The 25,912-nt window shown below is 55.0% G+C and carries 29 protein-coding genes, 1 pseudogene and 1 other annotated feature; of the genes and pseudogenes, 13 read left to right on the forward strand and 17 right to left on the reverse strand.

What is annotated here, in order from left to right:
• Positions 1 to 14 precede the first annotated feature (14 nt).
• The 3 genes from oppC to oppF are packed head-to-tail and all read left to right on the forward strand — an operon-like array spanning position 15 to position 2,949.
• Positions 15 to 923 carry an oligopeptide ABC transporter permease OppC gene (gene oppC / locus AWR26_RS11865; RefSeq protein WP_007371899.1) on the forward strand — a complete coding sequence of 303 codons (909 nt, stop codon included), beginning with the start codon at positions 15 to 17 and terminating at the stop codon, positions 921 to 923.
• Positions 924 to 934: 11 nt separating this feature from the next.
• Positions 935 to 1,948 carry an ABC transporter ATP-binding protein gene (oppD, locus tag AWR26_RS11870; RefSeq protein WP_064566035.1) on the forward strand — a complete coding sequence of 338 codons (1,014 nt, stop codon included), beginning with the start codon at positions 935 to 937 and terminating at the stop codon, positions 1,946 to 1,948.
• Complete coding sequence (oppF, locus tag AWR26_RS11875) at positions 1,945 to 2,949, forward strand: murein tripeptide/oligopeptide ABC transporter ATP-binding protein OppF (protein ID WP_007371901.1); 1,005 nt, start codon at positions 1,945 to 1,947, stop codon at positions 2,947 to 2,949. The genes oppD and oppF overlap by 4 nt, the downstream gene beginning before the upstream one ends.
• Before the next feature lie 55 nt (positions 2,950 to 3,004).
• On the opposite strand, the gene AWR26_RS11880 is transcribed toward oppF, so the two are convergent.
• Positions 3,005 to 3,334 carry an HI1450 family dsDNA-mimic protein gene (locus AWR26_RS11880; protein ID WP_064566037.1) on the reverse strand — a complete coding sequence of 110 codons (330 nt, stop codon included), beginning with the start codon at positions 3,332 to 3,334 and terminating at the stop codon, positions 3,005 to 3,007.
• A gap of 31 nt (positions 3,335 to 3,365) precedes the next feature.
• Positions 3,366 to 4,826, reverse strand: a complete 1,461-nt coding sequence (gene cls, locus AWR26_RS11885; RefSeq protein ID WP_043953471.1) for a cardiolipin synthase — start codon at positions 4,824 to 4,826, stop codon at positions 3,366 to 3,368.
• 139 nt (positions 4,827 to 4,965) lie between these two features.
• Between cls and AWR26_RS11890 the strand changes: the two genes are divergently transcribed.
• The 3 genes from AWR26_RS11890 to AWR26_RS11900 all read left to right on the forward strand — a co-directional run bounded on the left by AWR26_RS11890 (position 4,966) and on the right by AWR26_RS11900 (position 6,184).
• Complete coding sequence (locus tag AWR26_RS11890) at positions 4,966 to 5,139, forward strand: YciY family protein (RefSeq protein WP_017457170.1); 174 nt, start codon at positions 4,966 to 4,968, stop codon at positions 5,137 to 5,139.
• 66 nt (positions 5,140 to 5,205) lie between these two features.
• Positions 5,206 to 5,826, forward strand: coding sequence for a LysE family translocator (locus AWR26_RS11895; RefSeq protein ID WP_064566039.1), 621 nt, complete (start codon positions 5,206 to 5,208; stop codon positions 5,824 to 5,826).
• A gap of 19 nt (positions 5,827 to 5,845) precedes the next feature.
• Positions 5,846 to 6,184, forward strand: a complete 339-nt coding sequence (locus AWR26_RS11900; protein ID WP_043953473.1) for an SMR family transporter — start codon at positions 5,846 to 5,848, stop codon at positions 6,182 to 6,184.
• A gap of 45 nt (positions 6,185 to 6,229) precedes the next feature.
• On the opposite strand, the gene AWR26_RS11905 is transcribed toward AWR26_RS11900, so the two are convergent.
• The gene (locus tag AWR26_RS11905) at positions 6,230 to 6,526 is read right to left on the reverse strand and encodes a YciI family protein (protein WP_064566041.1); all 297 of its coding nucleotides are present in this window, start codon (positions 6,524 to 6,526) and stop codon (positions 6,230 to 6,232) included.
• 220 nt (positions 6,527 to 6,746) lie between these two features.
• On the opposite strand from AWR26_RS11905, the gene tonB reads away from it, so the two are divergent.
• Positions 6,747 to 7,472, forward strand: coding sequence for a TonB system transport protein TonB (gene tonB, locus AWR26_RS11910; RefSeq protein ID WP_064569002.1), 726 nt, complete (start codon positions 6,747 to 6,749; stop codon positions 7,470 to 7,472).
• Between the two features lie 26 nt (positions 7,473 to 7,498).
• Here the strand turns inward: tonB and yciA are convergent, their stop codons facing one another.
• The 4 genes from yciA to AWR26_RS11930 form a co-directional block, all read right to left on the reverse strand.
• Positions 7,499 to 7,900, reverse strand: coding sequence for an acyl-CoA thioester hydrolase YciA (gene yciA, locus AWR26_RS11915; protein WP_064566042.1), 402 nt, complete (start codon positions 7,898 to 7,900; stop codon positions 7,499 to 7,501).
• A gap of 98 nt (positions 7,901 to 7,998) precedes the next feature.
• Positions 7,999 to 8,541: a septation protein A gene (locus AWR26_RS11920; protein WP_043953476.1), complete on the reverse strand. Its 543-nt coding sequence runs from the start codon at positions 8,539 to 8,541 to the stop codon at positions 7,999 to 8,001.
• A gap of 51 nt (positions 8,542 to 8,592) precedes the next feature.
• Positions 8,593 to 9,333 (reverse strand): YciC family protein, encoded by a 741-nt coding sequence (locus AWR26_RS11925; protein ID WP_064566044.1) that lies wholly within the window; start codon positions 9,331 to 9,333, stop codon positions 8,593 to 8,595.
• Positions 9,334 to 9,357: 24 nt separating this feature from the next.
• The gene (locus tag AWR26_RS11930; protein ID WP_071892693.1) at positions 9,358 to 9,762 is read right to left on the reverse strand and encodes a YkgJ family cysteine cluster protein; all 405 of its coding nucleotides are present in this window, start codon (positions 9,760 to 9,762) and stop codon (positions 9,358 to 9,360) included.
• A gap of 280 nt (positions 9,763 to 10,042) precedes the next feature.
• Between AWR26_RS11930 and ompW the strand changes: the two genes are divergently transcribed.
• The gene (ompW, locus tag AWR26_RS11935; RefSeq protein ID WP_043953478.1) at positions 10,043 to 10,678 is read left to right on the forward strand and encodes an outer membrane protein OmpW; all 636 of its coding nucleotides are present in this window, start codon (positions 10,043 to 10,045) and stop codon (positions 10,676 to 10,678) included.
• Between the two features lie 114 nt (positions 10,679 to 10,792).
• Here the strand turns inward: ompW and AWR26_RS11940 are convergent, their stop codons facing one another.
• Complete coding sequence (locus tag AWR26_RS11940) at positions 10,793 to 12,097, reverse strand: chloride channel protein (protein ID WP_082934099.1); 1,305 nt, start codon at positions 12,095 to 12,097, stop codon at positions 10,793 to 10,795.
• 10 nt (positions 12,098 to 12,107) lie between these two features.
• Positions 12,108 to 13,046, reverse strand: coding sequence for a quinone oxidoreductase family protein (locus tag AWR26_RS11945; protein WP_064566045.1), 939 nt, complete (start codon positions 13,044 to 13,046; stop codon positions 12,108 to 12,110).
• Between the two features lie 74 nt (positions 13,047 to 13,120).
• Between AWR26_RS11945 and AWR26_RS11950 the strand changes: the two genes are divergently transcribed.
• The gene (locus tag AWR26_RS11950) at positions 13,121 to 13,588 is read left to right on the forward strand and encodes a MarR family winged helix-turn-helix transcriptional regulator (RefSeq protein WP_064566047.1); all 468 of its coding nucleotides are present in this window, start codon (positions 13,121 to 13,123) and stop codon (positions 13,586 to 13,588) included.
• Positions 13,589 to 13,608: 20 nt separating this feature from the next.
• On the opposite strand, the gene trpA is transcribed toward AWR26_RS11950, so the two are convergent.
• From trpA to AWR26_RS11975, 5 genes are read right to left on the reverse strand one after another with little or no spacing between them, the layout of a single operon-like run.
• Positions 13,609 to 14,418, reverse strand: coding sequence for a tryptophan synthase subunit alpha (trpA, locus tag AWR26_RS11955; RefSeq protein ID WP_064566048.1), 810 nt, complete (start codon positions 14,416 to 14,418; stop codon positions 13,609 to 13,611).
• Positions 14,418 to 15,611: a tryptophan synthase subunit beta gene (trpB, locus tag AWR26_RS11960; RefSeq protein WP_064566050.1), complete on the reverse strand. Its 1,194-nt coding sequence runs from the start codon at positions 15,609 to 15,611 to the stop codon at positions 14,418 to 14,420. Before trpB ends, trpA begins: the two co-directional genes overlap by 1 nt.
• Before the next feature lie 12 nt (positions 15,612 to 15,623).
• The gene (gene trpCF, locus AWR26_RS11965; protein WP_064566053.1) at positions 15,624 to 16,982 is read right to left on the reverse strand and encodes a bifunctional indole-3-glycerol-phosphate synthase TrpC/phosphoribosylanthranilate isomerase TrpF; all 1,359 of its coding nucleotides are present in this window, start codon (positions 16,980 to 16,982) and stop codon (positions 15,624 to 15,626) included.
• 3 nt (positions 16,983 to 16,985) lie between these two features.
• Positions 16,986 to 18,581, reverse strand: a complete 1,596-nt coding sequence (trpD, locus tag AWR26_RS11970) for a bifunctional anthranilate synthase glutamate amidotransferase component TrpG/anthranilate phosphoribosyltransferase TrpD (RefSeq protein ID WP_043953485.1) — start codon at positions 18,579 to 18,581, stop codon at positions 16,986 to 16,988.
• Entirely contained in the window at positions 18,581 to 20,143 is a 1,563-nt protein-coding gene (locus tag AWR26_RS11975) for an anthranilate synthase component 1 (RefSeq protein ID WP_064566055.1), read from the reverse strand. The genes trpD and AWR26_RS11975 overlap by 1 nt, the downstream gene beginning before the upstream one ends.
• 22 nt (positions 20,144 to 20,165) lie before the next feature.
• Positions 20,166 to 20,260 (reverse strand) — a sequence feature (Trp leader region).
• A 160-nt stretch (positions 20,261 to 20,420) separates the two neighbouring features.
• Between AWR26_RS11975 and rnm the strand changes: the two are divergent.
• From rnm to rluB, 3 genes and pseudogenes are all read left to right on the forward strand, one after another.
• A pseudogene (gene rnm, locus AWR26_RS11980) lies at positions 20,421 to 21,303 on the forward strand (RNase RNM).
• Complete coding sequence (locus AWR26_RS11985) at positions 21,300 to 21,920, forward strand: L-threonylcarbamoyladenylate synthase (RefSeq protein ID WP_064566058.1); 621 nt, start codon at positions 21,300 to 21,302, stop codon at positions 21,918 to 21,920. Before rnm ends, AWR26_RS11985 begins: the two are co-directional and overlap by 4 nt.
• A 98-nt stretch (positions 21,921 to 22,018) precedes the next feature.
• Complete coding sequence (gene rluB, locus AWR26_RS11990; RefSeq protein ID WP_064566061.1) at positions 22,019 to 22,897, forward strand: 23S rRNA pseudouridine(2605) synthase RluB; 879 nt, start codon at positions 22,019 to 22,021, stop codon at positions 22,895 to 22,897.
• A gap of 88 nt (positions 22,898 to 22,985) precedes the next feature.
• Here the strand turns inward: rluB and cobO are convergent, their stop codons facing one another.
• Positions 22,986 to 23,576: a cob(I)yrinic acid a,c-diamide adenosyltransferase gene (cobO, locus tag AWR26_RS11995; RefSeq protein ID WP_064566063.1), complete on the reverse strand. Its 591-nt coding sequence runs from the start codon at positions 23,574 to 23,576 to the stop codon at positions 22,986 to 22,988.
• Entirely contained in the window at positions 23,573 to 24,328 is a 756-nt protein-coding gene (locus tag AWR26_RS12000; RefSeq protein ID WP_064566065.1) for a YciK family oxidoreductase, read from the reverse strand. Before AWR26_RS12000 ends, cobO begins: the two co-directional genes overlap by 4 nt.
• Positions 24,329 to 24,553: 225 nt before the next feature.
• Here AWR26_RS12000 and sohB point away from each other — a divergent pair, with 225 nt between their 5' ends.
• Positions 24,554 to 25,600 carry a protease SohB gene (gene sohB / locus AWR26_RS12005; protein ID WP_064569004.1) on the forward strand — a complete coding sequence of 349 codons (1,047 nt, stop codon included), beginning with the start codon at positions 24,554 to 24,556 and terminating at the stop codon, positions 25,598 to 25,600.
• 34 nt (positions 25,601 to 25,634) lie between these two features.
• On the opposite strand, the gene AWR26_RS12010 is transcribed toward sohB, so the two are convergent.
• Positions 25,635 to 25,886, reverse strand: a complete 252-nt coding sequence (locus tag AWR26_RS12010; RefSeq protein WP_007371930.1) for a YciN family protein — start codon at positions 25,884 to 25,886, stop codon at positions 25,635 to 25,637.
• Between the last annotated feature and the right edge of the window lie 26 nt (positions 25,887 to 25,912).

Raw genomic sequence — 25,912 nt, forward strand, 5'->3', positions numbered from 1 at the left:
CACTGGAGTTCGCCATGATGTTAAGTAAGAAAAACAGCGAGGCGCTGGAAAACTTCAGTGAGAAACTCGAAGTCGAAGGACGTAGTCTGTGGCAGGATGCGCGTCGCCGCTTTATGCATAACCGTGCGGCGGTTGCCAGCCTGGTTGTGCTGTTGCTGATTGCACTGTTTGTGACGCTGGCACCAATGGTTTCACAATTTACCTATTTCGATACCGACTGGGGCATGATGTCGAGCCAGCCGGATATGGAGTCCGGTCACTATTTTGGTACCGACTCCTCCGGGCGCGATCTGCTGGTTCGCGTGGCGATCGGCGGACGTATCTCGCTGATGGTCGGTATTGCGGCGGCGCTGGTGGCGGTCGTGGTCGGTACGCTGTACGGATCGCTTTCCGGCTACCTCGGCGGCAAGACAGATTCCGTCATGATGCGTCTGCTGGAAATCCTCAATTCCTTCCCGTTTATGTTCTTCGTTATCCTGCTGGTGACCTTCTTTGGGCAAAATATTCTGCTCATTTTTGTGGCGATCGGCATGGTCTCCTGGCTGGATATGGCGCGTATCGTTCGCGGCCAGACTTTAAGCCTTAAGCGTAAAGAGTTTATCGAAGCGGCACAGGTTGGCGGTGTTTCCACGGCGAATATCGTGGTGCGTCACATCGTACCGAACGTGCTGGGCGTGGTAGTGGTGTACGCGTCGCTGCTGGTGCCGAGCATGATCCTGTTCGAATCCTTCCTCAGCTTCCTGGGGCTGGGTACGCAGGAACCACTGAGCAGCTGGGGCGCGCTGTTAAGCGATGGCGCCAACTCGATGGAAGTGTCTCCGTGGTTGCTGCTGTTCCCGGCGGGTTTCCTCGTTGTCACCCTGTTCTGTTTTAACTTTATCGGCGATGGCCTGCGTGATGCCCTCGACCCGAAAGATCGTTAAGGAGTGCTGTCATGAGCATTACTGAAACCTCATTAGCGTCCACGACGCGGCAGCAATCGGACCTTCTGCTGGATGTCAAAGATTTACGGGTCACCTTCCAGACGCCGGATGGCGATGTTACGGCGGTCAACGATCTCAATTTCTCGCTACGAGCCGGGGAAACGCTGGGTATCGTTGGTGAGTCCGGCTCCGGCAAATCGCAAACTGCATTTGCGCTGATGGGGCTACTGGCGGCCAACGGCCGCATTGGCGGTTCGGCGACGTTTAACGGTAAAGAGATCCTCAATTTGCCGGAACAGGCGCTGAACAAACTGCGCGCCGAGCAGATCTCGATGATTTTCCAGGACCCAATGACCTCGCTGAACCCGTATATGAGGGTTGGCGAGCAGTTAATGGAAGTCCTGATGTTGCACAAAGGCATAGGCAAAGCGGAAGCATTTGAAGAATCCGTAAAAATGCTTGATGCGGTGAAAATGCCGGAAGCGCGTAAGCGCATGCGCATGTATCCGCATGAATTTTCTGGTGGTATGCGTCAGCGTGTGATGATCGCGATGGCGTTGCTGTGTCGGCCGAAACTGCTGATTGCCGACGAGCCGACCACCGCGCTGGATGTGACCGTACAGGCGCAGATCATGACCTTGCTGAATGAACTGAAACGTGAATTCAACACCGCGATTATCATGATCACTCACGATCTCGGCGTAGTGGCCGGAATTTGCGATAAAGTGCTGGTGATGTATGCCGGACGCACCATGGAATATGGCAACGCGCGCGATGTGTTCTACCAGCCGTCTCATCCTTATTCCATCGGTCTGCTAAGCGCTGTGCCGCGTCTGGATGCGGAAGGTGAAGCGCTGTTGACCATTCCGGGCAACCCGCCGAACTTACTGCGTCTGCCGAAAGGCTGTCCGTTCCAGCCGCGCTGTCCGCACGCGATGGAAATCTGTAACAGTGCTCCTCCGCTGGAGCAGTTTGCCCCAGGCCGCCTGCGCGCCTGCTTTAAGTCGGTGGAGGAACTGGTATGAACGCGATGACCGAAGAGAGAAAAGTGCTGCTGGAAATCGCCGATCTGAAGGTGCATTTCGATATTAAAGACGGCAAACAGTGGTTCTGGCAACCGGCTAAGACCCTGAAAGCGGTCGATGGCGTTACCCTGCGTCTGTACGAAGGTGAAACCCTTGGCGTGGTGGGCGAGTCCGGTTGCGGTAAATCGACCTTTGCGCGTGCCATTATCGGGCTGGTAAAAGCCACCGACGGTAAAGTCGCCTGGCTGGGTAAAGATCTGCTGGGCATGAAACCGGAAGAGTGGCGCGATGTGCGCAGCGATATCCAGATGATTTTCCAGGATCCGCTGGCGTCGCTGAACCCGCGTATGACTATCGGGGAAATCATTGCCGAGCCGTTGCGCACCTATCACCCGAAAATGTCGCGTCAGGAAGTGCGCGATCGCGTCAAAACGATGATGATGAAGGTCGGTTTGTTGCCGAACCTGATCAACCGTTACCCGCATGAGTTTTCCGGCGGCCAGTGTCAGCGTATTGGTATTGCGCGCGCGCTGATCCTTGAACCCAAGCTGATTATCTGCGACGAGCCGGTCTCTGCACTGGATGTGTCGATTCAGGCGCAGGTGGTGAACCTGCTGCAACAACTGCAACGTGAAATGGGGCTGTCACTGATCTTTATCGCCCATGACCTGGCCGTCGTGAAGCATATCTCCGATCGCGTTCTGGTGATGTACCTTGGGCACGCCGTTGAGTTAGGCACGTACGATGAGGTGTATCAAAACCCGCTACATCCGTACACCAAAGCGCTGATGTCAGCCGTGCCGGTTCCCGATCCGGATCTGGAAAAGAATAAAACTATCCAGTTGCTGGAAGGGGATTTACCGTCGCCGATTAACCCGCCTTCAGGTTGTGTCTTCCGCACCCGTTGCCCGATTGCCGGGCCGGAATGCGCGCAGACGCGTCCGGTACTGGAGGGCAGTTTCCGCCATGCGGTCTCGTGCCTGAAAGTCGATCCGTTATAAGCGATGTATAAAAAAAGGGCTGACATTTGTCAGCCCTTTTTACTTCCACGGCAGCTTATTCGCGCCACAGAATATGGCAAATTTTATGATTTTTCTCGCGACACAGCAGAACGCGCGCGAAAATGTCATTGAGTTCGCCACCGTCGGTGTCTGCCAGCCCGATTACCACTTCAGCGAAGAAATCCGGGTTCAAATCGTAATCAACATGCTCCGCCCAATCTTCGCCTGGATCAAACAACTCTGCGCCGCCACGCTCTTCAAATTGCAGGTTGAAAAGAATGATGTCCGCCGGGTCAAGGTTGTCTGCCGCCAGTTCGAGGAAGATGTCATAAGCCTGTTCGAGGGTTTCGTCTTCGGTCAGGCGGTTGTTCAGATCCATTTCCATGGTTTACCTCTTCATGTCTGTTGGGCACGTTTTACAGCAACGGACTAAAGAAGTAAAACAGTCGTTCAGCAATACGGTGCCAGAAGGGCCGTTTTACCCACAAACGCGCATCAAGTAGCCGGGAACGGGAAATGTAATCGTCCTGCACCGCCGCCAGATCGCCGCCAAAACCGGCATCATCAATAACCAGCGTGATCTCAAAATTCAGCCACAAACTGCGCATATCGAGATTCACGGTGCCAATAAGGCTCAATTCGCCATCAACCAGCACGCTTTTGGTGTGCAACAGGCCACCTTCAAACTGATAAATCTTCACCCCGGCCGCCAGCAACTCAGTGAAGAAGGCGCGGCTGGCCCAACCAACCAGCACCGAGTCGTTTTTGCGCGGCAGAATAATGCTCACATCGACGCCGCGCTGCGCCGCCGTGCAAATGGCGTGCAGCAAGTCGTCACTGGGTACGAAATAGGGCGTGGTCATGATCAAGTATTCACGCGAGGCGTAAACGGCAGTCAGTAATGCCTGGTGAATCAAATCTTCAGGAAATCCCGGACCCGAGGCAATGGTGTGAATCGTATGCCCGCTGGCTTCTTCAAACGGCATGATATTGGCATCCGGCGGCGGTGGCAGAATGCGTTTGCCGGTCTCAATCTCCCAGTCGCAGGAGTAGATGATGCCCATCGCCGTGGCAACCGGGCCTTCCATACGCGCCATCAAATCGACCCACTGGCCGACGCCAGCGTCCTGTTTGAAGAAGCGCGGGTCTACCATATTCATACTGCCAGTGTAAGCAATATAGTTATCGATGAGCACAATCTTGCGGTGCTGGCGTAAATCCATACGGCGTAAAAAAACGCGCATCAGATTCACTTTCAGCGCCTCGACCACCTCAATGCCCGCATTGCGCATCATCGCGGCCCATGGGCTACGGAAGAATGCCACGCTACCCGCAGAGTCAAGTAACAGACGGCAGTGCACGCCGCGCCGCGCCGCGGCCATCAGCGATTCCGCCACCTGATCGGCCAATCCGCCGGGCTGCCAGATGTAGAACACCATCTCGATATTGTGCCTGGCGAGCTGAATATCGCGGATCAGCGCCTGCATGACATCATCGCTGGAAGTCAGCAGTTGTAACTGGTTGCCTTTTACGCCCGCGATGCCCTGGCGCCGTTCGCACAATTTAAATAATGACGAAGCAACACTGCTGTTTTCCTGCGCGAAGATGTGTTTAAAGTTTTTTAAATCGTTGAGCCATTTGGCGGTAGAAGGCCACATAGCGCGGGCGCGTTCGGCGCGGCGTTTGCCAAGATGCAATTCGCCCAGCGAAAGGTAAGCGATAATTCCGACCAGTGGCAGAATATAGATGATTAACAGCCAGGCCATCGCCGACGTTACCGCCCGCCGTTTCATTAAAATACGCAGGGTTACACCAGCAATCAGTAGCCAGTAACCTAAGACAATCAGCCAACTCATTACGGTGTAAAAAGTGGACATAGATAAAAATCCTTTTAAAAACCACATCTCATGAGTTTACGCATCCGCATTAATCTGGCAAATAAAAACGCGGAAAAGCACTGGCCTGGGAAAATCGACGGACTATAATGGCCTCTCTGTTTTGTTCAGAGTTGTAAAAATGAAGCGTAGTCGAACGGAAGTGGGGCGCTGGCGTATGCTTCGGCAGATGAGCCGCCGTAAAGCCCGCTGGCTGGAAGCGCAATCACGCCGCAATATGCGCATCCACGCCATCAGAAAATGCGGCGTAAATCGCCATCGTAATGTGCTGTTGTTCGCCATTTACGATCTTTGATACCCGGGCACCGATAAGGTGCCCGCGGTCGTTTTAGGGCTTTCTTTTATCTACAGGAGAAGCAGCATGTCGGTTATTGATAGTCTTCTTGCATTTACTTTTGCGGCAACGCTGCTGACGTTAACACCCGGGCTTGATACCGCGCTGATACTGCGTACGGCGGCAGTCGAAGGGCGTAAGCAGGCATTCAAAGCCGCACTAGGTATCAATACCGGATGCCTGATTTGGGGCGCGATGGTCGCCTTCGGTCTTGGCGCGCTGATTGCGGTTTCTGAACTCGCTTATAACATCCTGAAGTATTGCGGTGCCGCTTACCTCTGCTGGCTGGGGCTGAATATGCTGCTACGCCCCCGTGGCGCACTGACGACAGGCAATGAAGGGCAAACCAAAGCGCAAAACTGGTTTATAAAAGGCATGCTGGGTAATGTGCTGAATCCTAAAGTCGGTATCTTTTACGTCTCTTTTTTGCCGCAATTTATTCCACACGGGCAGCCGCTGATCGCCTGGACATTTGGCCTGGTTATGATTCATGTTGTGTTGGGCTCCTGCTGGTCAACGGTATTAATTTCGGCGACCCGACCGCTGTCGTCATTCTTGCGTAAAGAGAGAGTGATACGCTGGATGGATCGCAGTACCGGCATGGTGTTTTTGCTGTTTGCCACCCGCCTGGCCATGAGCAAGCGTTAACGGATATAAGTTGGACAAAATGAATAAAGAAGCGCTTATTTTTCTTGGTATCGCCATTGTTGTTGAAGTGATTGCCACCACCGCACTGAAATCATCCGACAGCTTCACCCGGTTGCTGCCCAGTATCATCAGCATTGCGGGTTATTGCATCGCGTTCTGGTGCCTGACGATTCCGATGCGCACCATCCCGACGGGAATTATTTACGCCATCTGGTCTGGCGCCGGGATTGTATTGATTGGGATTGTTGGCTGGTTGGTTCACGGCCAGAAACTGGATCTTCCGGCAATGCTGGGTATGGGGCTGATTATTGCCGGTGTGGTTACCATTAATCTTTTTTCAAAAAGTGTTGCTCATTAATCATTGTAACCAGAAGGGCCCGCCATCATTGGCGGGCCTTAAGTTTTAAAAAACCTTCTTGAACGGTTTAACGATAACGTTCTGGTACACGCCAGCAGCGACATAGGGATCGGCATCCGCCCAGGCTTTTGCCCCTTCCAGCGATTCAAACTCTGCAATCACCGTTGAACCGGTAAAACCTGCGGCGCCAGGATCATTGCTGTCCACCGCTGGCATCGGGCCAGCCGTCAGCAAACGACCTTCGTCATGCAGTAATTGCAGTCGCGCCAGGTGGGCAGGGCGCACGGATAAACGTTTCTCAAGCGAGTCAGCAACATCTTCAGCAAAAATAACGTAAAGCACGGGAAGGGCTCCTTACTTATCGGAAAGGCATACCGTATGTGAAAGGGAATACGACTGCAATGTAAAGATGCTCTGACATGAGCACCCTTATAAAAAAGGTGGTTTTTTTTGTCCGGTCATGAGAGAAAATGATGGGCCAATGCGATGGCTTGTTGAATATGATTGCTATTTGCATTTAAAATTGAACCCTGGTTTTTTAACTGACATGATTATGACTTCAATGACCCTTGATTTACCTCGCCGCTTTCCCTGGCCGACGCTGTTGTCCGTCGCTATTCACGGAGCCGTCGTGGCAGGTCTGCTCTATACATCGGTACATCAGGTTGTTGAATTGCCCGCACCCGCACAGCCTATCTCTGTGACGATGGTGACACCGGCTGAACTCGAACCGCCGCAGGTAGCACAACCGCCACAACCCGTCGTCGAACCGGAGCCAGAGCCCGAACCGGAACCGGTAGTCGAGCCGCCAAAAGAAGCCCCTGTGGTGATTGAAAAGCCAAAACCGAAACCTAAGCCGAAGCCAAAGCCGAAACCGGAGAAAAAGGTCGAGCAGCCGAAGCAGGAGGTTAAACCAGCACAGCCGCATCCGGAATCACCGTTTAACAACAACGCGCCAGCACGCCCGGTGGCGAATCCGACACCGTCGGCGTCCTCCACGCCAGCGCCGTCCGTGCCGGCCGGTCCGCGCGCGTTGAGTCGTAACCAGCCACAATATCCGGCGCGTGCCCAGGCGTTGCGCATTGAAGGTCGTGTGCGGGTGAAATTTGATGTTACGGCCGATGGTCGCGTCGAGAATATTGAAGTTCTGTCGGCGCAACCAGCAAACATGTTTGAGCGTGAAGTGAAAGCGGCCATGCGGAAATGGCGCTACGAAGCCGGAAAACCGGGTTCAGGACTGATAGTCAATGTTGTGTTCCGCCTGAACGGCGGGGCGTCAATGGAATAAAAAAAGCCTCCTGACGGAGGCTTTTTTTATGACTGCTGCGGTAGCGGGCGAGGTTTCCCTTCTTTATCAACCGCGACATAGATAAACAGCGCTTCGGTGGCTTTGTAACGCTGCCCAATTGGCTCAGAAGAGACTTTTTTCACCCACACTTCGATATTGATGCTGACGGAAGTATTCCCGCGTTTCACGCAGCGCGCATAGCAGCACACCACGTCGCCGACGGCAACCGGACGGAGGAAGGTCATGCCATCCACCCGCACGGTGACTACGCGTCCGTGCGCAATCTCTTTTGCCAGGATTGCGCCCCCCATATCCATTTGTGACATCAACCAGCCGCCGAAAATATCTCCGTTAGCATTGGTATCCGCTGGCATTGCTAATGTGCGTAAAACAAGTTCTCCCTGAGGAGTCTCCTGAATGGTGGTCATTATTATCTCTTCTGTGATGAGGGATTTCTGGCGGGATGCTACTACGAATACGGGGCGTTCGGAAAGAAAAAAGCCAGGCGTTGGCCTGGCTTCAGTTTTCAGGAGTTATCATCCTGCTGTGGCATATGGCGGTAGATGTAAATACCGCTGAGCACGGTAAACACCAGCGTCAGAATCGTCAGGCCAAACACTTTGAAATTGACCCAAACATCAAACGGCAGCCAGAAAGCAATATAGATATTCGCCAGCCCGCAAGCGATAAAGAACAGCGCCCAGGCGATGTTCAGCCGTGACCAGACGACCGCAGGCAGCGTCAGCTCTTTCCCGAGCATGCTCTGGATGAGGGTTTTCTTCATTACCAACTGGCTGAACAGCAGCGCGACGGCAAACAGACCGTAAATCACCGTGACTTTCCACTTAATAAACTCAACGTCGTGGAATTTGATGGTCAATCCGCCAAACACGGCGACCAGCACAAACGTGATTAACGCCACTTTTTCCACTTTGCGGTAACGGATCCAGCAATAAATCAGCACGATGGCCGAGGCAATAATCAATACCTTGGTCGCGGCAAAAATATCGTAAAGCTTGTAAACCGCGAAAAAGAGCGCCAGCGGAAGAAAATCAAGAAACTGCTTCATTCTAGGATTCCATAAACAGGGGCAACCCTGACAGGGCTGCCGGAACAATCATTAGCGCATCAGCATATAAAGGCGGAACAGATAAATAAGCAGCGCCGCCGAGATCAAATTGCTGATTGTATTCGCGATAACTGCGCCCACTTCCGGGGTGAGAACCGCGAAATTGTGCGCGAACATTAACAGCGCTGTTTTTGCCAGCAGCCAGCTTATGACCGCCGGAGCTACCAGCCGCATATTTTGCCAGCTCAAACGCATACTGCTGCGCATGGCGGCGAAAATCCCCACTTTATCCTGTACCAGCATGACGGGGGCGAAGGAGAGCAGAATCGCCAGAATCACGCCCGGAACAATGATAAACATAATGCCAATCTGCACCATAAAAGTGGTCAACAGGATCAGTAAAAACAGCTTTGGCAGCACCGGCGCGCTGGCACCAATCGCGCGCAGCGCACTGACGCGTTGACCGGCAGAAACCATCTGGATCAGCAGTAAAACGCCGCCTGCCAGAATCGCGTTGCCGATAAGCCCGGAAAACGTTGATGCGGCCGAGGCGCGCAGCAGCACCTGCTGTTGCTCTGGCGTCATGTTTTGCACCAGTTCAAACAAACCGACGCTGCCTGCCAGGTTATCCCCTTGGGTTAAAATGGAGAGTTGTTCGTCAGTAGGCGAAAACGCGTGCCCAATGACTGCGGTGATAAATGCGCACAGCAGCGCAATCAGCAAAATGGTAATCAACTGATTACGAAAAAAATTCCCCGTGTCACGGTAAACGGACTTCGCCGTGATAGACATGCACTCTCCTTGAGTATTGCGGTATTAAATTGTCGGCGATTGTACCCCGAATAGTGGCTCAGTGGCAGCATCATGGCTTGTATGGAAAAGCATATCTTTGTAAAGAGGCGCTAATCCGTAACGTGCGCGGGCGCGATCGCAGGCTTCATTCACTTCGCCATTCTCGCCAGACATCGCGAATTCCCGGCAGGGTGACGGCCTTCCTTCATAGATGCTGCAACGGACTGATTCGCCGGGGGTACCTTCCAGCGCCACGCAGCGGCTCTGCTTCTGATTGGTGCCGCTCATACAGCGTAAAAAGGGAGTTACTGGCTCTGTAAGTTGAGCCGGGACAGGGCCGCCAGCGTCATCCGCTTCAGCCCAGTAAAAAGAGACACGAAAATACGCACAACATGCTCCGCACGACATGCACGGATTGAGATCACTCATAGCACACCTGCACTTCACAACGTATCAAGACGAATTGTCAGGCCACTAAATTATCTCTGCGTTTGCTGGCGTACAAGATGGCTAAGGTGGAAATTTTTTCATGCCTGAAAAAGTGAAAATTGATTTAAATACAAAAATTAAGGAGATGGCATCAAATTGAAAATTATCTCAGATCAATGAATGTTAAATTACGGGATTAAGTGTGATCTGGGTTGGATCACTTTGTACTCAATTATGGGTATATTCACGCCGCGATAAAAACCTCAATCATGGAGTGGATATGAAAAAATTAGCTGTGGCAGCATTAGTCCTGAGTTCGCTTTCCGGCGGCGCGTATGCGCATGACGCGGGCGAATTCTTTATTCGTGCCGGTTCCGCTACTGTCCGTCCAACGGCAGGTTCGGATAATGTTCTGGGAAGTCTTGGCAGTTTTAATGTCAGCAATAACACCCAGTTGGGTGTGACGATGACCTGGATGGCAACGGACAACGTGGGTATTGAACTGCTGGCTGCGACGCCGTTCCGCCACCGCGTAGGCACCGGTCCTACGGGCGATATCGCAACCGTGCATCATTTGCCGCCTTCGCTGATGGCGCAGTGGTACTTTGGTGATCCGAAAAGCAAATTCCGTCCGTATATTGGTGCGGGTATTAACTACACCACTTTCTTTGACGAAAAATTTAACGACACCGGTAAAGAAGCCGGGCTTTCCGATCTGAGCCTGAAAGATTCGTGGGGCGCGGCAGGGCAAGTGGGGCTGGACTATCTGATCAACCGCAACTGGTTAATCAATATGTCGGTCTGGTATATGGATATCGATACGGACGTGCGTTTCAAAGCCAATGGCGCTCAGCAGAGTGTCAGTACTCGCCTGGATCCGTGGGTATTTATGTTCTCTGCGGGTTATCGTTTCTGAGTCCGGCTGGAAACTGGCCCCGCTTGCGGCCAGTTTCCCCGTTTATCTCTGCGTTCGTGGCTCTTATACCGCCAAATCCATTTAGTCACTGCATCGGTAATTCAGACGTCGGGATCACTCTACGTAGCGGCAGGTCATATACGCGCCAGCCACACACAGTGTGAGAGGGATAAAAAAGCTGAAGTCCATGCCGGTGAATTCCATCAACAGGACAATGGCGGTCAGCGGCATCTGCATGGACGACGCCAGAAACGCGGCACCGCCGGTGAGAGCAAATTCCGCCATACTGCCGCCAGGGAAGAAGGGGCCGACAAGCAGAAACATCAGCGCGCCCAGCAGTGCGCCAATCGCCAGACCGGGTGTCAGCAGGCCGCCCTCCGCGCCGCTGCGTAGCACCATCCAGATACTCACTACTTTCAGGCCAATCAGCATGGCTGCCAGCGGCAGAGTGACACCGCCGCCAAAACTGAGCTGCACCGGCCCGCGGCCGTTGCCCGGAAGTTGCGGAAACCAGATGGAGAACAAGCCCAGGCAGGCAAAGGCCAGGATGCAGAACAGCGGCATCTGCCAGTTGCTTTTCGCCTGGCCGCGCGCATGCCGCGTCATGCGGCGAAACTGGCAGGCGGCATAACCGAACAGTGGGCCGGAGAGCGCCGCCCAAACGATTAATGACACTGGCGCGGGTGGCGCAATAAATTGGTACTGTCGTTCGTTGCCCAGCACCAGCGAGGCGACAAACGCCGCCAGCGCGGAGCTGACCGTTGCGGCGATCACCGCATCCCAGGCGATGGTCACCAGCAGCACTTCCAGCGTGAAAATCGCACCGGCCAGCGGAACGTTATAAACCGCCGCCAGCCCGGCTCCTGCACCACAGGCGATCACCAGCCGGGTTTCCTGCTCATTAAGGCCGCTACGCCGGGCAATGCTGCCGCCAAACAGCGCGCCCACTTCCCGCGGCGCGCTTTCACGTCCCAGCGGCGAGCCCATCGCCACCGTCACCACCTGTAACAGGGCATGGCAGATTGTGGTGCTCGCAGGCATCTGGCAACCCTTTTCGCCGAGCGCCGCCGTAACGCTTACCCGGGGCTTGCCATATCTCGCCAGCAACCACCAGCCGCAGCCAGCAATCACACCGGCGCCGGTCAATGCGGCAAAGCGGCGCAGGTTGCTGGCATCGGTGACGCCTTGCAGAAACGGCGCGCCGCCAATCAGTGATTGCTGGCTGTAACCGAACACCAGATGCTGGATTTCATGCAGCAGTAGCGCAATCAGCATGCCTGACGCGCCGGAAAGCAGGCCAGTCAGCAGCAGCGCGATCCAGCGCCGCGGCCAGGAGGAAGGAGTGTCGCTCATCAATTCATTCTCTGTGTAACCCGCGTCGCGGTCATTATTCCACAGAAAATATGAACCTTTTAACAATGGGTTACCATTAGCTGATAACAAAAACGGTTCTTTTCTGGCTGTCATCTCGCTGCCAGGCCGTTTCAACGTCACTCAGAGGCGCAGGCGTGGTGGCAATACGCAGTTGCGCCGGTACCGCCACGGCGAACATCTCTGCGGTGGCCTGCAGCAACTGAGGTAACGATAAACTGCCGATGCCGCTACCCATCATCTGGATCGGTGCCGCGCGCAGCCAGGCACCGGACAAACAGATATCTTGCCCGGAAAGCGCACCTACCTGCACAAAGCGGGTTGGCGATTTCGCCTTCGCGGCGGCGGTGAGAATCAGTTCGGCGCTACTGCCCCATAAATAATCAACCACTACATCGACAGGAGTCGCGAAGGCGCGAGCGAATTGCTGGCGCAGCGCGTCGCTCTCATCCGTCAGATTGATTGTGTAATCCGCGCCAAGACTGTGCAAAACGGCGGCATTACGCCCGGTGACGATAATTTTCCCCGCGCCGAGGTAGCGGGCAATCTGCACCGCAAGTTGTCCGGCGCTGCCCGTTGCGCCATTGATTAACACCGTTTCGCCGCGACGGAGGCCCGCGCGGGTTACCAGTGCGGCCCAGGCTGACATACCCGGATTGGCCATCGCTGCGGCGCTGATGCTGTCCAGCTCATCCGCCAGAGGGATGCAGTGCTGTTCGGCGACTGGCGCAAACTCTGCCATGCTACCCCACGGCGAGCGCGGGAAGGCAAACCAGACCCGCTGGCCGTCTGGTCGGGTGCCGACGCCATCAATACCCGGTACAAAGGGTAACGTACCGTCAAAACTGTAATGCTGGCCTGATGCGCGGCTTTTCACCACATGACTTATCGCGGCGGCGTTAACGGTGATCAGGCACTCGTCCTGCCGGGCTTCAGGCATGGCGAAGCTGGCATAACGTGGGGGTAGGTTGGTCTGGTGGACAATGGCTGCGTACATAGAATTCTCTCCGTCAGGGTTTATGTGTAAAATGCACATATTGAGATTGCCACTCTACACCATCAGGAATTTATATGCAAAATGCACATATTAATTACGACATCGATGATTTCCATCGCGCGTTACTCACTATTATTGGCGTGATGAATCATCCGTTACGCGATATGGCGCTGATGCGCGCGGCGGAAATCACCCTTGATCAGGTGTTGTTTCCGCTGCTGGTGACGGTTGAACGTTTTGGCCCCATCGGTGTAGTTGACCTGGCTAACCGCGTCGGACGGGATTACACCACGGTAAGCCGTCAGGTGAAAAAACTGGAGCAGGCCGGGCTGGTGGTGAAAAAAAGTCAGCCGCAGGACAAACGAGTGAGCGAGCTCACCATCAGCGAAGAAGGCAAAGCGATGACAATGAAAATTGACGCCGCGCGGCAGCGGCTGATGAATGCGTCATTCGACGGCTGGGAACCCGATGATGTTCAGGCGCTGTTCCGGTTGGTCCAGAAATATGCGCAGACACTACTGAAGCAAGAAGAGGCCGCCTGAGCGAACAGGCGGCAACAGGATTAACGTGGCAGCGTAGCGGCTTTCAGGCTCTGAACAAACGCTTTCAGCTCAGCCAGCATCGCGGTGGGGTTTTGCAGATTTTTTTCGATGATTTTGACAATCGCCGAACCAGAAATCGCGCCCGCAGCGCCTGCGTTCACGGCAGCGGTGACCTGATCCGGCGCAGAGATACCAAAACCCTGCAACGGCGGCGCAGCGTGGTATTCCTTCAGTTTTTCCACCAGGTGATGCAACGGCAGCGCTGCACGGTTTTCCGCACCGGTCACGCCAGCCCGTGACAGCAGATAGGTATAACCGCGACCATAAGAGGCAATCTGGCGCAGCAGTTCATCATCGGCATTCGGCGGGCAGATAAAGATTGGCGCAACATTGTGGCGCATCGCCGCCTGACGGAAAGGTGCAGACTCTTCAATGGGCACATCGGCCACCAGCACGGAATCGACACCGACTTTTTCGCATTTGGCATAAAACTCATCAATGCCGCCGCTGAACACCAGGTTGGCGTACATCAGCAGGCCAATTGGAATGGTCGGATGCTTCTGGCGAATGGTCGCCAGTATTTCAAAGCACTGGGTCGGCGTAACGCCAGCGGCGAAAGCGCGCAGGGTCGCGCCCTGGATTGTCGGGCCGTCGGCCAGCGGATCGGAGAAGGGAATCCCCAGCTCCAGCGCGTCCGCGCCGGCTTCGATCAGCGTATCGATAATTTTCAGTGACTGTTCCGGCGACGGATCGCCCAGCGTAACGAAGGGAACGAAAGCGCCTTCTTTCCGGTCGGCGAGCCGTTTAAACAGGTTGTCGTAGCGTTCCATCAGATTTCCCCTCGTGCTTTCAGGATGTCATGTACGGTGAAGATGTCTTTATCGCCGCGGCCGGAAAGGTTAACGACCAGCAACTGCTCTTTATCCGGGTTTTCGCGCATCATTTTCAGCGCGTGCGCGAGGGCATGCGAAGATTCCAGCGCCGGAATAATCCCTTCATGGCGGCTCAGCATCTGGAAAGCGTCCAGCGCTTCGTCGTCAGTAATCGACACATAATCAGCGCGCCCAATGCTGTTGAGGTACGCATGCTGCGGCCCGACAGACGGGAAATCCAGCCCGGCGGAGATAGAGTAAGATTCTTCAATCTGGCCTTCATCGGTCTGCATCATCGGCGATTTCATGCCGAAATAGATGCCCACGCGGCCGTGCTTCAGCGGCGCGCCGTGTTCGCCGGTTTCAATACCGTGACCGGCCGGTTCAACGCCAATCAGGCCAACGCCGGTTTCATCGATAAAATCGGCAAACATGCCAATAGCATTGGAGCCGCCGCCAACGCAGGCGATCACCGCATCCGGCAGACGCCCCTCTTTTTCGAGGATCTGCGCTTTGGTCTCTTCGCCGATCATGCGCTGGAATTCGCGCACAATGGTCGGGAACGGGTGTGGGCCAGCGGCAGTACCGAGCATATAGTGGGCGGTTTCGTAGCTGCCGGACCAGTCGCGCAGCGCTTCGTTACAGGCGTCTTTCAGCGTGGCGGAACCGCTGTGTACCGGGATCACTTCTGCGCCCATCAGACGCATACGGAAGACGTTCGGCGACTGGCGCTCAACATCTTTTGCACCCATATAGATGCGGCACTTCAGGCCGAGCAAGGCACTGGCCAGCGCTGATGCAACGCCATGTTGCCCCGCGCCGGTTTCTGCGATGATTTCGGTTTTGCCCATCCGTTTTGCCAGCAGCGCCTGACCGAGAACCTGGTTGGTTTTGTGCGCGCCGCCGTGCAGCAGATCTTCACGTTTCAGGTACAGCGTGGTGCGGGTACCGGCCGTCAGGTTCTGGCATTTTGTTAGCGCAGTAGGACGTCCGGCGTAGTTTTTCAGCAGATCGTTAAACTGGCGCTGAAAATCCGCATCGCTCTGGGCGCTGACAAACGCTTCTTCCAGTTGGCGCAGGGCAGGCATCAGGATCTGTGGAACAAACATGCCGCCAAACTCGCCAAACCATGGGTTCAATAGTGTCGTCATTCTCTTCTTTCCTTAATAAGCACGCAGTGTACGGAAAACCGAAGCCAGTTTGCTGGCATCTTTAATACCCGGTTCCGACTCCACGCCTGAATTAAAATCGAGTCCGGCACAGCCGGTTTTCGCCGCCTGCACACAATTATCTGCGCTCAGGCCGCCAGCCAGCAGCACATTATCGAGCGGTTCACCGGCCAGCAGTGACCAGTCGAAGCTTTGGCCACTGCCGCCCTGGCCGTTGTCGAAGAGATATTTATCGACCTGCTGTAAGTTGCGCGCCGGCAGGGTGTCGCTGACGCTCAGCGCTTTCCAGATTTGCGTCTGCGCAGGCAGTACCGCGCGCAGAGCATCAATGTAGGCCTGATCTTCGCTGCCGTGTAACTGCACCGCAGAGAGTGCCAGCGCTTGCGCTTTCGCCACCACATCTTCAACCGGGGCGTTACGGAACACGCCGACATATTGCAGCGGCGCACCCTGCATTACTGCCTGCGCCTGTTCATCGGAAACGGCGCGCGGCGAGGAGGCGACAAAAATCAATCCACCGTAAATCGCGCCCGCTTCATGGGCGGCGCGCGCATCTTCGGCGCGAGTCAATCCGCAAACTTTGTTCTCGCCGAGCAGCACGCGTTTCACGGCGGCATCCAGATCGTCATGAGACATCAGCGCCGAACCGATCAGGAAACCATTGGCAAAGTGGCTCAGTTCGCGAACCTGGGCGTAGGTATTAATGCCGGACTCGCTGATCACCGTGACGCCTTTACCCAGACGTGGCGCAAGCTGGCGGGTACGGTTGAGATCAATCGACAGATCACGCAGATCGCGGTTATTAATGCCAACCACTTTCGCTTCTAGCGCAATGGCGCGTTGCAGCTCTTCTTCGTTGCTTACTTCAGTCAGCACGCCCATCTTCAGGCTGTGCGCCACGGCAGCAAGCTGGCGGTACTGTTCGTCATCCAGCACTGACAGCATCAACAGGCAGGCATCGGCCTGGTAGTGACGCGCCAGATAGATCTGATACGGGTCGATAATAAAATCTTTGCACAGGATCGGCTGCGGCGCGATGGCGCTGACGATGGGCAGAAAATCGAAACTGCCCTGGAAATATTTCTCATCGGTCAGGACGGAAATCGCCGAAGCGTGATGTTTGTAAACGCCGGCGATGCGCGCCGGATCGAAATCGTCACGGATAACGCCTTTGGACGGCGACGCTTTTTTGCACTCCAGAATAAAGGCGGTCCGTGTTCCTTGCAGGGCATCGTAGAAGCTGCGCGTACTCGGCACGACGTCGTTCTGGAAACTGGCTAGCGGTTGTTGCTCCTTACGCGCCGCAACCCATACGGCTTTGTCGGCGACGATTTTCGCTAAAACGGTCTGCATCTTTTATCCTCTTGCCGCAAGTGCGGTGACTTTGTCGTAGGCTGCTCCGCTGTGCAGCACATCCAGTACTTTCTGCGCGTTGGCCCGTAAATCTTCGTTGCCGTGCAGACGCATCAGCATCGCAACGTTGGCGGCCACCGCGGCTTCATGAGCAGTTTCGCCTTTACCTTGTAATAAGCGCGTCAGAATGTCACGGTTTTCTTCCGGCGTGCCGCCCGCAAGCTGTTCCTGATGATAAGGCGTCAGGCCGAAGTCTTCGGCACTCAACTGGTAACTTTTAATTTCACCATTATTGAGCTCTGCAACAAGTGTCGGCGCATGTAATGACACTTCATCCATTCCGCCGCTATGCACGACGGCTGCACGCTGATAACCGAGAACGCGCAGGGTTTCCGCAATCGGCAGCACCAGCTCCGGGCTGTAAACGCCAATCAACGCCAGCGGCGGATGCGCCGGGTTGATGAGCGGCCCCAGCACGTTAAACAGGGTGCGGGTTTTCAACTGCTGACGTACCGGCATCGCGTGGCGGAAACCGGTGTGGTATTTCGGCGCGAACAGGAAGCAGACGCCAAGTTCATCCAGCGCGCTGCGCGATTTGTCGGCATTCATATCCAGATTAATACCAAATGCGGCCAGCAGATCGGATGAGCCTGAACGGCTGGAAACGCTGCGGTTGCCGTGTTTAGCGACCTTCAGCCCGCACGCGGCAGCGACAAACGCGCTGGCGGTGGAAATATTGATACTGTTGCTGCCATCGCCGCCGGTGCCGACGATATCCGCGAACGGATAATCCGGGCGCGGGAAGGGGGCGGCATTTTCCAGCAGCGCCGTAGCCGCACCGGCAATTTCATTCGGGTGCTCGCCGCGGATCTTCATACTGACCAGCGCTGCGGCCAGTTGTTCAGGCTTCAGCTCGCCGCGCACCACCGCCGAGAAGAGCTGGTGGCTCTCTTGCTGGCTGAGGGTTTGCGCCTGGTAAAGTTTCTCCAGAATCGGTTGCAGCGTGTTGCTCTGCTCCAGTTTCTGCAACGCCCAGGCCAGCGTCTGCTCCAGCAGACGCGCGCCTTGCGTGGTGAGGATCGATTCCGGGTGGAACTGGAAGCCGCAGACGCGATCCGCGTCGTGACGTACCGCCATCACCATACCGTTGAAATGCGCATTGATGGTCAATCCGGCGGGAATATTGCTGCCAACCAGCGAATGGTAACGTGCCACCGGCAGTGGATTGCTTAAACCGGCAAACATCGCCTGACCATCATGTTCAATACTGGAGGCTTTGCCGTGCAGGATTTCACCGGCCTGGCCGACATAGCCGCCGTACGCCTCGACAATCGCCTGGTGTCCAAGGCAGATACCGATAATCGGCAACTTGCCGCGCAGACGCGTTAACAGTTCCGGCATACAGCCCGCTTCTGATGGCGCGCCCGGACCCGGTGACAGCATCAGCACCGGATTTTGCATCGTTGCCAGACGGTCAATTAAGGTTTGTGCGGGTACATGGTTGCGATAAATCACCACATTATGTCCACTTGCACGCAGCTGATCCGCCAGGTTGTAAGTAAAAGAGTCGATATTATCGAGCAGCAGAATGTCAGCCATCAGAACGTCTCCTGTGCGTGGTGTGCGGTGGCAATGGCGCGCAGAACCGCGCGAGCTTTATTACGGGTTTCATCGGCTTCAGACTGCGGTACAGAATCCAGTACCACGCCTGCTCCGGCCTGAACGGTGGCAATACCGTCTTCAACCCACGCAGAACGAATGACAATGCAGGTATCCAGATCGCCGTGAGCGGTGAAGTAACCGACAGCGCCGCCATAGCTGCCGCGTCGAGCCCCTTCGGCCTGGGCAATCAGTTGCATGGCGCGGACTTTCGGTGCGCCGCTAAGCGTTCCCATGTTCATGCAGGCGCGGTAAGCGTGCAGCACATCCAGATCCTGACGCAATTCACCCACCACGCGGGAAACCAGGTGCATAACGTAGGAGTAACGATCCACTTTTGTCAGGTCGGCAACATAACGGCTACCTGGTGTACAGATGCGCGCCAGATCGTTACGCGCCAGATCGACCAGCATCAGGTGCTCAGAAAGTTCTTTATGGTCGGTACGCATATCGAGTTCGATACGGCTGTCGAGATCGCGATCCAGCGAACCATCCGGGCGACGACCGCGCGGGCGCGTTCCGGCGATGGGGTAGATCTCAATCTGACGGTTGCTGGCGTCGTATTTCAGTGAGCTTTCCGGCGATGCGCCGAACAGGGCGAAATCATCGTCCTGCATGAAAAACATATACGGGCTGGGGTTGCTCTTTTTCAGCACTTCATAAGCGGCCAGCGGCGAAGGGCAAGGCAGCGTAAAGCGGCGCGACGGGACAACCTGGAAAATTTCGCCGCTGCGAATCGCTTTCTGCATCTCCCGAACAACGGCGCCGTACTCTTCATCGCTTTGATTGGTCTCGCAGCGCATATGCGCAACGGTTTGCACCGGCAGCGGCTCTGCGGGTAGATCCAATTGTTGGCGCAGGACATTAATACGCTCAAGCAGGCGTGCTTTTTCGCTGGCATCCTGGCTGAATACGCTCGCCTGGATACGTGTTTGTTTTTTCTGGTGGTCGATCACCAGTAATGTTTCCGCGAGATAGAAGCAGTAATCCGGGCAGCGACGATCGTGGGCAAGCTGCGGTAAATCTTCAAAACCGGCGACCAGGTCATAGGCAAACAAGCCGCCGAAAAACATCGCTTCGCGTTCATCTGCCGGGACGCCCACCAGCGTTTGCAGCAGTCGGAAAGCGTCAAATACCGAGAGCGAGCACAGGCGGGCATCTTCATCCAGTAGCGTGCTGACCGACGGGAAACGCAATTCGCGGCCATCCGTCAGCACGGTGTTTTCAACCCCGGCGGGCAGCGCCGCATCGAGCAGATTTAGCAGGGAAGCGCCGTTGGCGGTGAGCGCCTTAATAGTGACAGTGTCACCCAGCGCGGTAATGCGCAGCGCGCTATCGACCAGCAGCAGGCTTTTTAAATCATTCTTGCTGTCGATATCGGCGGATTCCAGCAGCAACGTGGCCGGGCGATCGCCGCATAATTGGTGGAACAGCGCCGTCGGATTGTCGCGGTATGCGGCGTTGCTGGTCAGAAGTTCGAGTGCTGGTTTTTGCGTTTGCATAGTCGCTCTCATAAATTTGTTCAAAAAAAAGCCCGCTGAGTGAGCGGGCCGGGTATCGGTATGCTGAATGCGCACGTGATCTCACAGCCCTGTTCAGGGAGTGCGCCACCAGCGAGTAACAGAGAAATGTGCATTCATTGTTGCGATACCTTGTCGTGTGAACTTGCGTACTAGTTAACTGGTTCATGGAAAGAAAGTCAACCCTCGATTTCAGAAAAAGTTGGCTAACCGTTATGATAGGGCGCAAACAGATGTCCTGAAAATCTACGGAGCCGCTTTGAGCGACACGAATTACGCCATAATTTATGACCTGCATAGCCACACCAGCGCCTCTGACGGCCTGCTTTCCCCGGAACAACTGGTACATCGCGCGGTAGAAATGCGCGTGGGCACGCTGGCCATTACCGATCACGATACCACAGCTGCAATCACTGCGGCACGGGCTGAAATTGCCCGCGCCGGGCTGGCGCTGGAACTCATTAATGGCGTGGAAATCTCTACCGTCTGGGAAAATCATGAAATCCATATCGTGGGTCTGAATATCGATATCGATCACCCGGCGATGGGCGAATTTTTGCAGCAGCAGTCCGCGCGTCGTATTCAGCGCGCGCAACTGATTGCCGAGCGTCTGGAAAAAGCGCATATTCCCGGCGCGTGGGAAGGTGCACAGCGGCTGGCACAGGGCGCGAGCGTGACGCGTGGTCACTTTGCCCGCTTTCTGGTTGAGCAGGGTAAGGCCAGTAACATCGCCGATGTTTTTAAAAAATATCTTGCGCGCGGGAAAACGGGATATGTTCCGCCGCAGTGGTGTACAATAGAACAAGCTATTGAAGTCATTCATCATTCTGGCGGAACGGCGGTATTGGCTCATCCTGGTCGTTATAACCTTTCCGCTAAATGGCTGAAAAGACTGCTGGCGCATTTTGCTGAACGCGGCGGAGAGGCGATGGAAGTTGCCCAATGCCAGCAGGCTCCCAATGAACGATCGCAGCTCGCCGTGTATGCCCGTCAGTATGGTTTGCTGGCGTCGCAAGGATCGGATTTCCATCAGCCCTGTCCGTGGATTGAACTGGGGCGCAAACTCTGGCTACCGGCCGGTGTTGAAGGTGTCTGGCTGAAATGGGAGCAGCCGCGGTAAAACGAAAGAGAGGGAAGTATGAGTCAGTTTTTTTATATTCATCCGGAAAACCCACAACCGCGATTAATTAATCAGGCGGTGGAGATCGTGCGTAAGGGCGGTGTGATTGTTTATCCCACCGACTCCGGGTATGCGCTGGGGTGCAAAATCGAGGATAAAGGCGCGATGGAGCGGATTTGTCGCATCCGTCATCTGCCGGATGGCCACAACTTCACGCTGATGTGCCGCGATCTATCTGAACTGTCGACCTATTCATTCGTTGATAACGTGGCGTTTCGTCTGATTAAAAATAATACGCCCGGTAATTACACCTTTATCCTGAAAGGGACAAAAGAGGTGCCGCGTCGTTTATTGCAGGAAAAACGCAAAACCATCGGGCTGCGCGTACCGTCAAACCCGATTGCGCTGGCGCTGCTGGAAGCGCTCAATGAGCCGATGCTTTCGACGTCATTAATGCTGCCGGGCAGCGATTTTACCGAATCGGACCCTGATGAAATCAAGGATCGCCTGGAAAAAGTCGTTGATCTGATCATCCACGGCGGCTATCTCGGGCAGCAGCCGACAACGGTGATAGACTTAACCGATGACACGCCGGTGGTGCTCCGCGAAGGCGTTGGTGACGTTAAGCCTTTCCTATAGTGGCGCAAGCCGCTATACTACGCGGCCATTTCAGCAGCGGCTTCGCCGGACTGATGACCCTATTCGACGCCTGTGAAGGCGACACCTAAGGATGCTCTATGAGCGAAAAACTACAGAAAGTGCTGGCGCGAGCTGGCCACGGCTCCCGCCGTGAGATCGAATCTATTATTGAAGCTGGCCGCGTCAGCGTGGACGGTAAAATCGCTACCCTGGGCGACCGCGTTGAAGTGACGCCGGGGCTGAAAATTCGTATCGATGGTCATCTCATTTCGGTGAAAGAGTCCGTCGAGCAGATTTGTCGTGTGCTGGCGTACTACAAACCCGAAGGCGAGCTCTGTACCCGCAACGATCCTGAAGGCCGCCCGACGGTATTTGATCGTCTGCCAAAACTGCGCGGTGCGCGCTGGATTGCTGTTGGTCGTCTCGACGTCAATACCTGCGGTTTGTTGCTGTTTACCACCGACGGTGAGCTGGCGAACCGCCTGATGCACCCGAGCCGTGAAGTTGAGCGCGAATACGCCGTGCGCGTATTTGGTGAAGTGGACGATGCGAAGCTGCGCGATCTCGCGCGCGGTGTGCAACTGGAAGACGGCCAGGCGGCATTTAAAACCATCAAATTCAGCGGTGGTGAAGGGATTAACCAGTGGTACAACGTGACCCTGACCGAAGGGCGTAACCGCGAAGTGCGTCGCCTGTGGGAAGCGGTGGGTGTTCAGGTTAGCCGCCTGATCCGCGTCCGTTACGGTGATATCCCGCTGCCGAAAGGTCTGCCGCGCGGCGGCTGGACGGAGCTGGATCTGGCGCAAACCAACTATTTGCGCGAACTGGTTGGTCTGGAAGCGGAAACGCAATCAAAAGTGGCGGTAGAGAAAGATCGTCGCCGCATGAAAGCAAATCAGATCCGTCGTGCCGTGAAGCGCCACAGCCAGCCTGGCGGCACTCGCCGTCCTGGCAGTACGCGTAACAAAAACGATTAACAAAAAAGGGGCGAAAGCCCCTTTTTTATCGCCTGCGTTGACCACTGCTCGTCAACGGGCCTGCATTATCGCCAGCCCAGAATGGCCATCAATAATCAATACCGATCTGCGCTTTAATACCTGCTTCGAAAGCATGTTTAACCGGGCGTAGTTCACTGACCGTATCTGCCAGTTCCAGAATATCCCGGTGGCAGCCGCGTCCCGTAATGATCACCGTTTGCATTGGCGGACGGTTGCGCAACGCGTTCAGCACCGTTTCCAGCGGCAAATAATCATACGCCACCATGTAGGTCAGCTCATCGAGCAGCACCATGTCCAGAGAAGGGTCAGCCAGCATTTTCTCCGCGTGCTGCCACACCGCCAGACAAGCCGCTGTGTCACTTTCACGGTTCTGCGTGTCCCAGGTAAAACCGGTCGCCATGACCTGAAATTCCACACCCAATGGCTCCAGCAGGTTACGTTCGCCGTTTGGCCAGGTCCCTTTAATAAACTGGATCACGCCGACCTTTTTCCCATGTCCGACAGCGCGCGTGGCGGTGCCAAACGCTGCGGTGGTTTTGCCTTTGCCGTTACCGGTGAAGACAATAATAATTCCACGTTCGTCCTGCGCGGCGACGACGCGTGCATCAACGCGTTCTTTTACACGCTGTTGACGTTGCTGATAACGTTCTTCACTCATTGTGCAATCCCTGGTTTACGACCGGGTTGTGCATCAAAGCTCATCCCGGTTTTGCGTCGGCTGTCATCGCCCATCAGCCACAAATAGAGCGGCATAATATCGGCGGGGGTTTTGAGTTTTTGCGGATCTTCTGTCGGGAAGGCGCTGGCACGCATTTTAGTGCGCGTGCCGCCCGGGTTGATACAGTTGACCCGCAGGCGGTTCTGGTACTCTTCGGCCAGCACCTGCATCATTCCCTCGGTGGCGAATTTTGACGCTGCATAAGCACCCCAGTTGGCGCGCCCCTGACGCCCCACGCTGGAAGAGGTAAACACCAGCGAACCGCTGTCTGATTTGAGTAATAAAGGAAGAAGCGCCTGCGTAAGATAGAATGTTGCGTTGACGTTGACCTGCATAACGGCATCCCAGGTTGCGGGATCCTGTTCGCTCATCGGGCAAACATCGCCCAGTAAACCGGCGTTGTGCAGCACGCCATCAAGGCGTGGCGTGGTGGCTGCGATTGTTGCCGCCAACTGTTGGCACTCTTCCGGCGTACAGGTTGCCATATCCAGAGTAAACCATTGTGCCTGCTGACCTTCGTCATTTATTGCCTGCGCGACCTGGCGTAATTTCGCTTCCTGGCGTCCGAGCAAAATCAGGTTCGCGCCGTGGCGGGCGTAGGTCAGGGCGGCTTCTTTACCGATGCCGTCACTGGCACCAGTAACAAGAATTATGCGGTCGTTTAGCAGATCGCGTTGCGGCTGATAATGCATACTGCCTCCTCAGGCCGGGTCGGTATTCACCTTCATATGTTGGCTTTATGCCTTAAATGACAGGCTATTTCAATCGGCCTGGCGGAGAGTTGCGCAACCTTTAAGCCAGAGAGTGTTAAAAAATTCAGCGACATGGCACATTTGGTGCAGGGCTTGCGCGAGACGCGCCCGGACGGCTCATGTACACTGGAGCCATTATTTATTGGTGTAACCGAGGTGGTACGCGTGGAATTACTGTCTGAATATGGTCTGTTTTTGGCCAAGATCGCGACCGTGGTAGTGGCGATTGCGGTGATAGCAGTGCTTATTGTCAATCTGACGCAGCGCAAGCGCCAGCGGGGTGAGCTGAAAATTACCCGTTTGAGCGAGCAGTATAAAGAGATGCAGGAGGAGATGTCCGCTTCGTTGCTGGACGATCATCAGCAGAAACAGTGGTATAAAGCGCAGAAGAAAAAGCTGAAGCAGGAGGCAAAGGAAGCCAAAGCGAAAGCAAAAGCAGGGAAAAACGGTGATACAGGAAAATCACGCGTTTATGTGCTGGATTTTAAAGGCAGTATGGACGCCGGAGAAGTCAGCGGGTTGCGCGAGGAAATTACCGCCGTGCTGACCGTGGCCAAACCGCAGGATCAGGTCGTTCTGCGACTTGAAAGCCCCGGCGGCGTGGTGCACGGCTACGGTCTTGCGGCTTCTCAATTGCAGCGCCTGCGCGACAGACATATTCCGCTGACGATTGCCGTTGATAAAGTGGCAGCCAGCGGCGGTTATATGATGGCCTGCGTGGCGGATAAAATTGTTGCCGCGCCCTTCGCCATTATTGGCTCTATCGGCGTGGTGGCACAGGTCCCTAACTTCAACCGTTTCCTGAAAGGCAAAGAGATCGATATTGAGTTGCATACTGCCGGACAGTTTAAACGTACGCTCACTCTACTGGGTGAAAATACCGAAGAAGGGCGGCAGAAATTCCGCGAAAGCCTGAATGAAACCCATGACTTATTTAAAGAATTCGTTCATCAGATGCGCCCGGCACTGGATATTGAAAGCGTGGCGACCGGTGAACACTGGTATGGCTCCCAGGCGCTGGAGAAGGGGCTGATTGATCAGATTGGCACCAGCGACGAACTGCTGCTCAGCCTGTATGAGAATCATGAAGTTATCGGCGTCCGCTACCAGCAACGCAAGAAAATGATGGAGCGGTTTACCGGCAGTGCGACAGAGAGTATTGACCATCTGCTGATGCGCTGGTGGCAGCGCGGGCAAAAACCCCTGATGTAAACAAAACGCGAGGCCAGAAGCCTCGCGTTTTTACTTAGTCAATAAGATGATACTTTTCTGAAAGTTCATGCGCTAAGTATTTGAACATATTGAATACTGCCGTGCTTTTTGGCGTTGGCAGACCTTGCTCATCCAGATAGTACTCGCCGCTGAACACCAGCACGCCATTGCGCTGGGTAACATCGGTGGCGGCAATACCTGCCAGCGTATCTTCATGCTCACGGATCAGTTTGTTAGCCAGCTCCAGCAATGTTTGGCGATCGATGGGTTGAGATGTACCGGTCATTTTTCTACTCCTCAAAATTTTCTGAA

This window comes from Kosakonia oryzae, assembly GCF_001658025.2.
Lineage (GTDB): Bacteria > Pseudomonadota > Gammaproteobacteria > Enterobacterales > Enterobacteriaceae > Kosakonia > Kosakonia oryzae.

What these genes read in the sequence shown, in the direction of transcription:
- trpD (WP_043953485.1), bottom strand. Translation starts at nt 18,581, where the DNA reads ATGGCTGACATTCTGCTGCTCGATAATATCGACTCTTTTACTTACAAC.
- AWR26_RS11930 (WP_071892693.1), bottom strand. Translation starts at nt 9,762, where the DNA reads ATGAGTGATCTCAATCCGTGCATGTCGTGCGGAGCATGTTGTGCGTAT.
- AWR26_RS12000 (WP_064566065.1), bottom strand. Translation starts at nt 24,328, where the DNA reads ATGCATTATCAGCCGCAACGCGATCTGCTAAACGACCGCATAATTCTT.
- trpCF (WP_064566053.1), bottom strand. Translation starts at nt 16,982, where the DNA reads ATGCAGACCGTTTTAGCGAAAATCGTCGCCGACAAAGCCGTATGGGTT.
- cls (WP_043953471.1), bottom strand. Translation starts at nt 4,826, where the DNA reads ATGTCCACTTTTTACACCGTAATGAGTTGGCTGATTGTCTTAGGTTAC.
- ompW (WP_043953478.1), top strand. Translation starts at nt 10,043, where the DNA reads ATGAAAAAATTAGCTGTGGCAGCATTAGTCCTGAGTTCGCTTTCCGGC.
- AWR26_RS11880 (WP_064566037.1), bottom strand. Translation starts at nt 3,334, where the DNA reads ATGGAAATGGATCTGAACAACCGCCTGACCGAAGACGAAACCCTCGAA.
- AWR26_RS12010 (WP_007371930.1), bottom strand. Translation starts at nt 25,886, where the DNA reads ATGACCGGTACATCTCAACCCATCGATCGCCAAACATTGCTGGAGCTG.
- AWR26_RS11920 (WP_043953476.1), bottom strand. Translation starts at nt 8,541, where the DNA reads ATGAAGCAGTTTCTTGATTTTCTTCCGCTGGCGCTCTTTTTCGCGGTT.
- AWR26_RS11985 (WP_064566058.1), top strand. Translation starts at nt 21,300, where the DNA reads ATGAGTCAGTTTTTTTATATTCATCCGGAAAACCCACAACCGCGATTA.
- AWR26_RS11890 (WP_017457170.1), top strand. Translation starts at nt 4,966, where the DNA reads ATGAAGCGTAGTCGAACGGAAGTGGGGCGCTGGCGTATGCTTCGGCAG.
- AWR26_RS11925 (WP_064566044.1), bottom strand. Translation starts at nt 9,333, where the DNA reads ATGTCTATCACGGCGAAGTCCGTTTACCGTGACACGGGGAATTTTTTT.
- oppD (WP_064566035.1), top strand. Translation starts at nt 935, where the DNA reads ATGAGCATTACTGAAACCTCATTAGCGTCCACGACGCGGCAGCAATCG.
- oppF (WP_007371901.1), top strand. Translation starts at nt 1,945, where the DNA reads ATGAACGCGATGACCGAAGAGAGAAAAGTGCTGCTGGAAATCGCCGAT.
- AWR26_RS11945 (WP_064566045.1), bottom strand. Translation starts at nt 13,046, where the DNA reads ATGTACGCAGCCATTGTCCACCAGACCAACCTACCCCCACGTTATGCC.
- cobO (WP_064566063.1), bottom strand. Translation starts at nt 23,576, where the DNA reads ATGAGTGAAGAACGTTATCAGCAACGTCAACAGCGTGTAAAAGAACGC.
- AWR26_RS11975 (WP_064566055.1), bottom strand. Translation starts at nt 20,143, where the DNA reads ATGCAAACGCAAAAACCAGCACTCGAACTTCTGACCAGCAACGCCGCA.
- yciA (WP_064566042.1), bottom strand. Translation starts at nt 7,900, where the DNA reads ATGACCACCATTCAGGAGACTCCTCAGGGAGAACTTGTTTTACGCACA.
- AWR26_RS11895 (WP_064566039.1), top strand. Translation starts at nt 5,206, where the DNA reads ATGTCGGTTATTGATAGTCTTCTTGCATTTACTTTTGCGGCAACGCTG.
- oppC (WP_007371899.1), top strand. Translation starts at nt 15, where the DNA reads ATGATGTTAAGTAAGAAAAACAGCGAGGCGCTGGAAAACTTCAGTGAG.
- trpB (WP_064566050.1), bottom strand. Translation starts at nt 15,611, where the DNA reads ATGACGACACTATTGAACCCATGGTTTGGCGAGTTTGGCGGCATGTTT.
- AWR26_RS11950 (WP_064566047.1), top strand. Translation starts at nt 13,121, where the DNA reads ATGCAAAATGCACATATTAATTACGACATCGATGATTTCCATCGCGCG.
- rluB (WP_064566061.1), top strand. Translation starts at nt 22,019, where the DNA reads ATGAGCGAAAAACTACAGAAAGTGCTGGCGCGAGCTGGCCACGGCTCC.
- AWR26_RS11900 (WP_043953473.1), top strand. Translation starts at nt 5,846, where the DNA reads ATGAATAAAGAAGCGCTTATTTTTCTTGGTATCGCCATTGTTGTTGAA.
- tonB (WP_064569002.1), top strand. Translation starts at nt 6,747, where the DNA reads ATGACCCTTGATTTACCTCGCCGCTTTCCCTGGCCGACGCTGTTGTCC.
- trpA (WP_064566048.1), bottom strand. Translation starts at nt 14,418, where the DNA reads ATGGAACGCTACGACAACCTGTTTAAACGGCTCGCCGACCGGAAAGAA.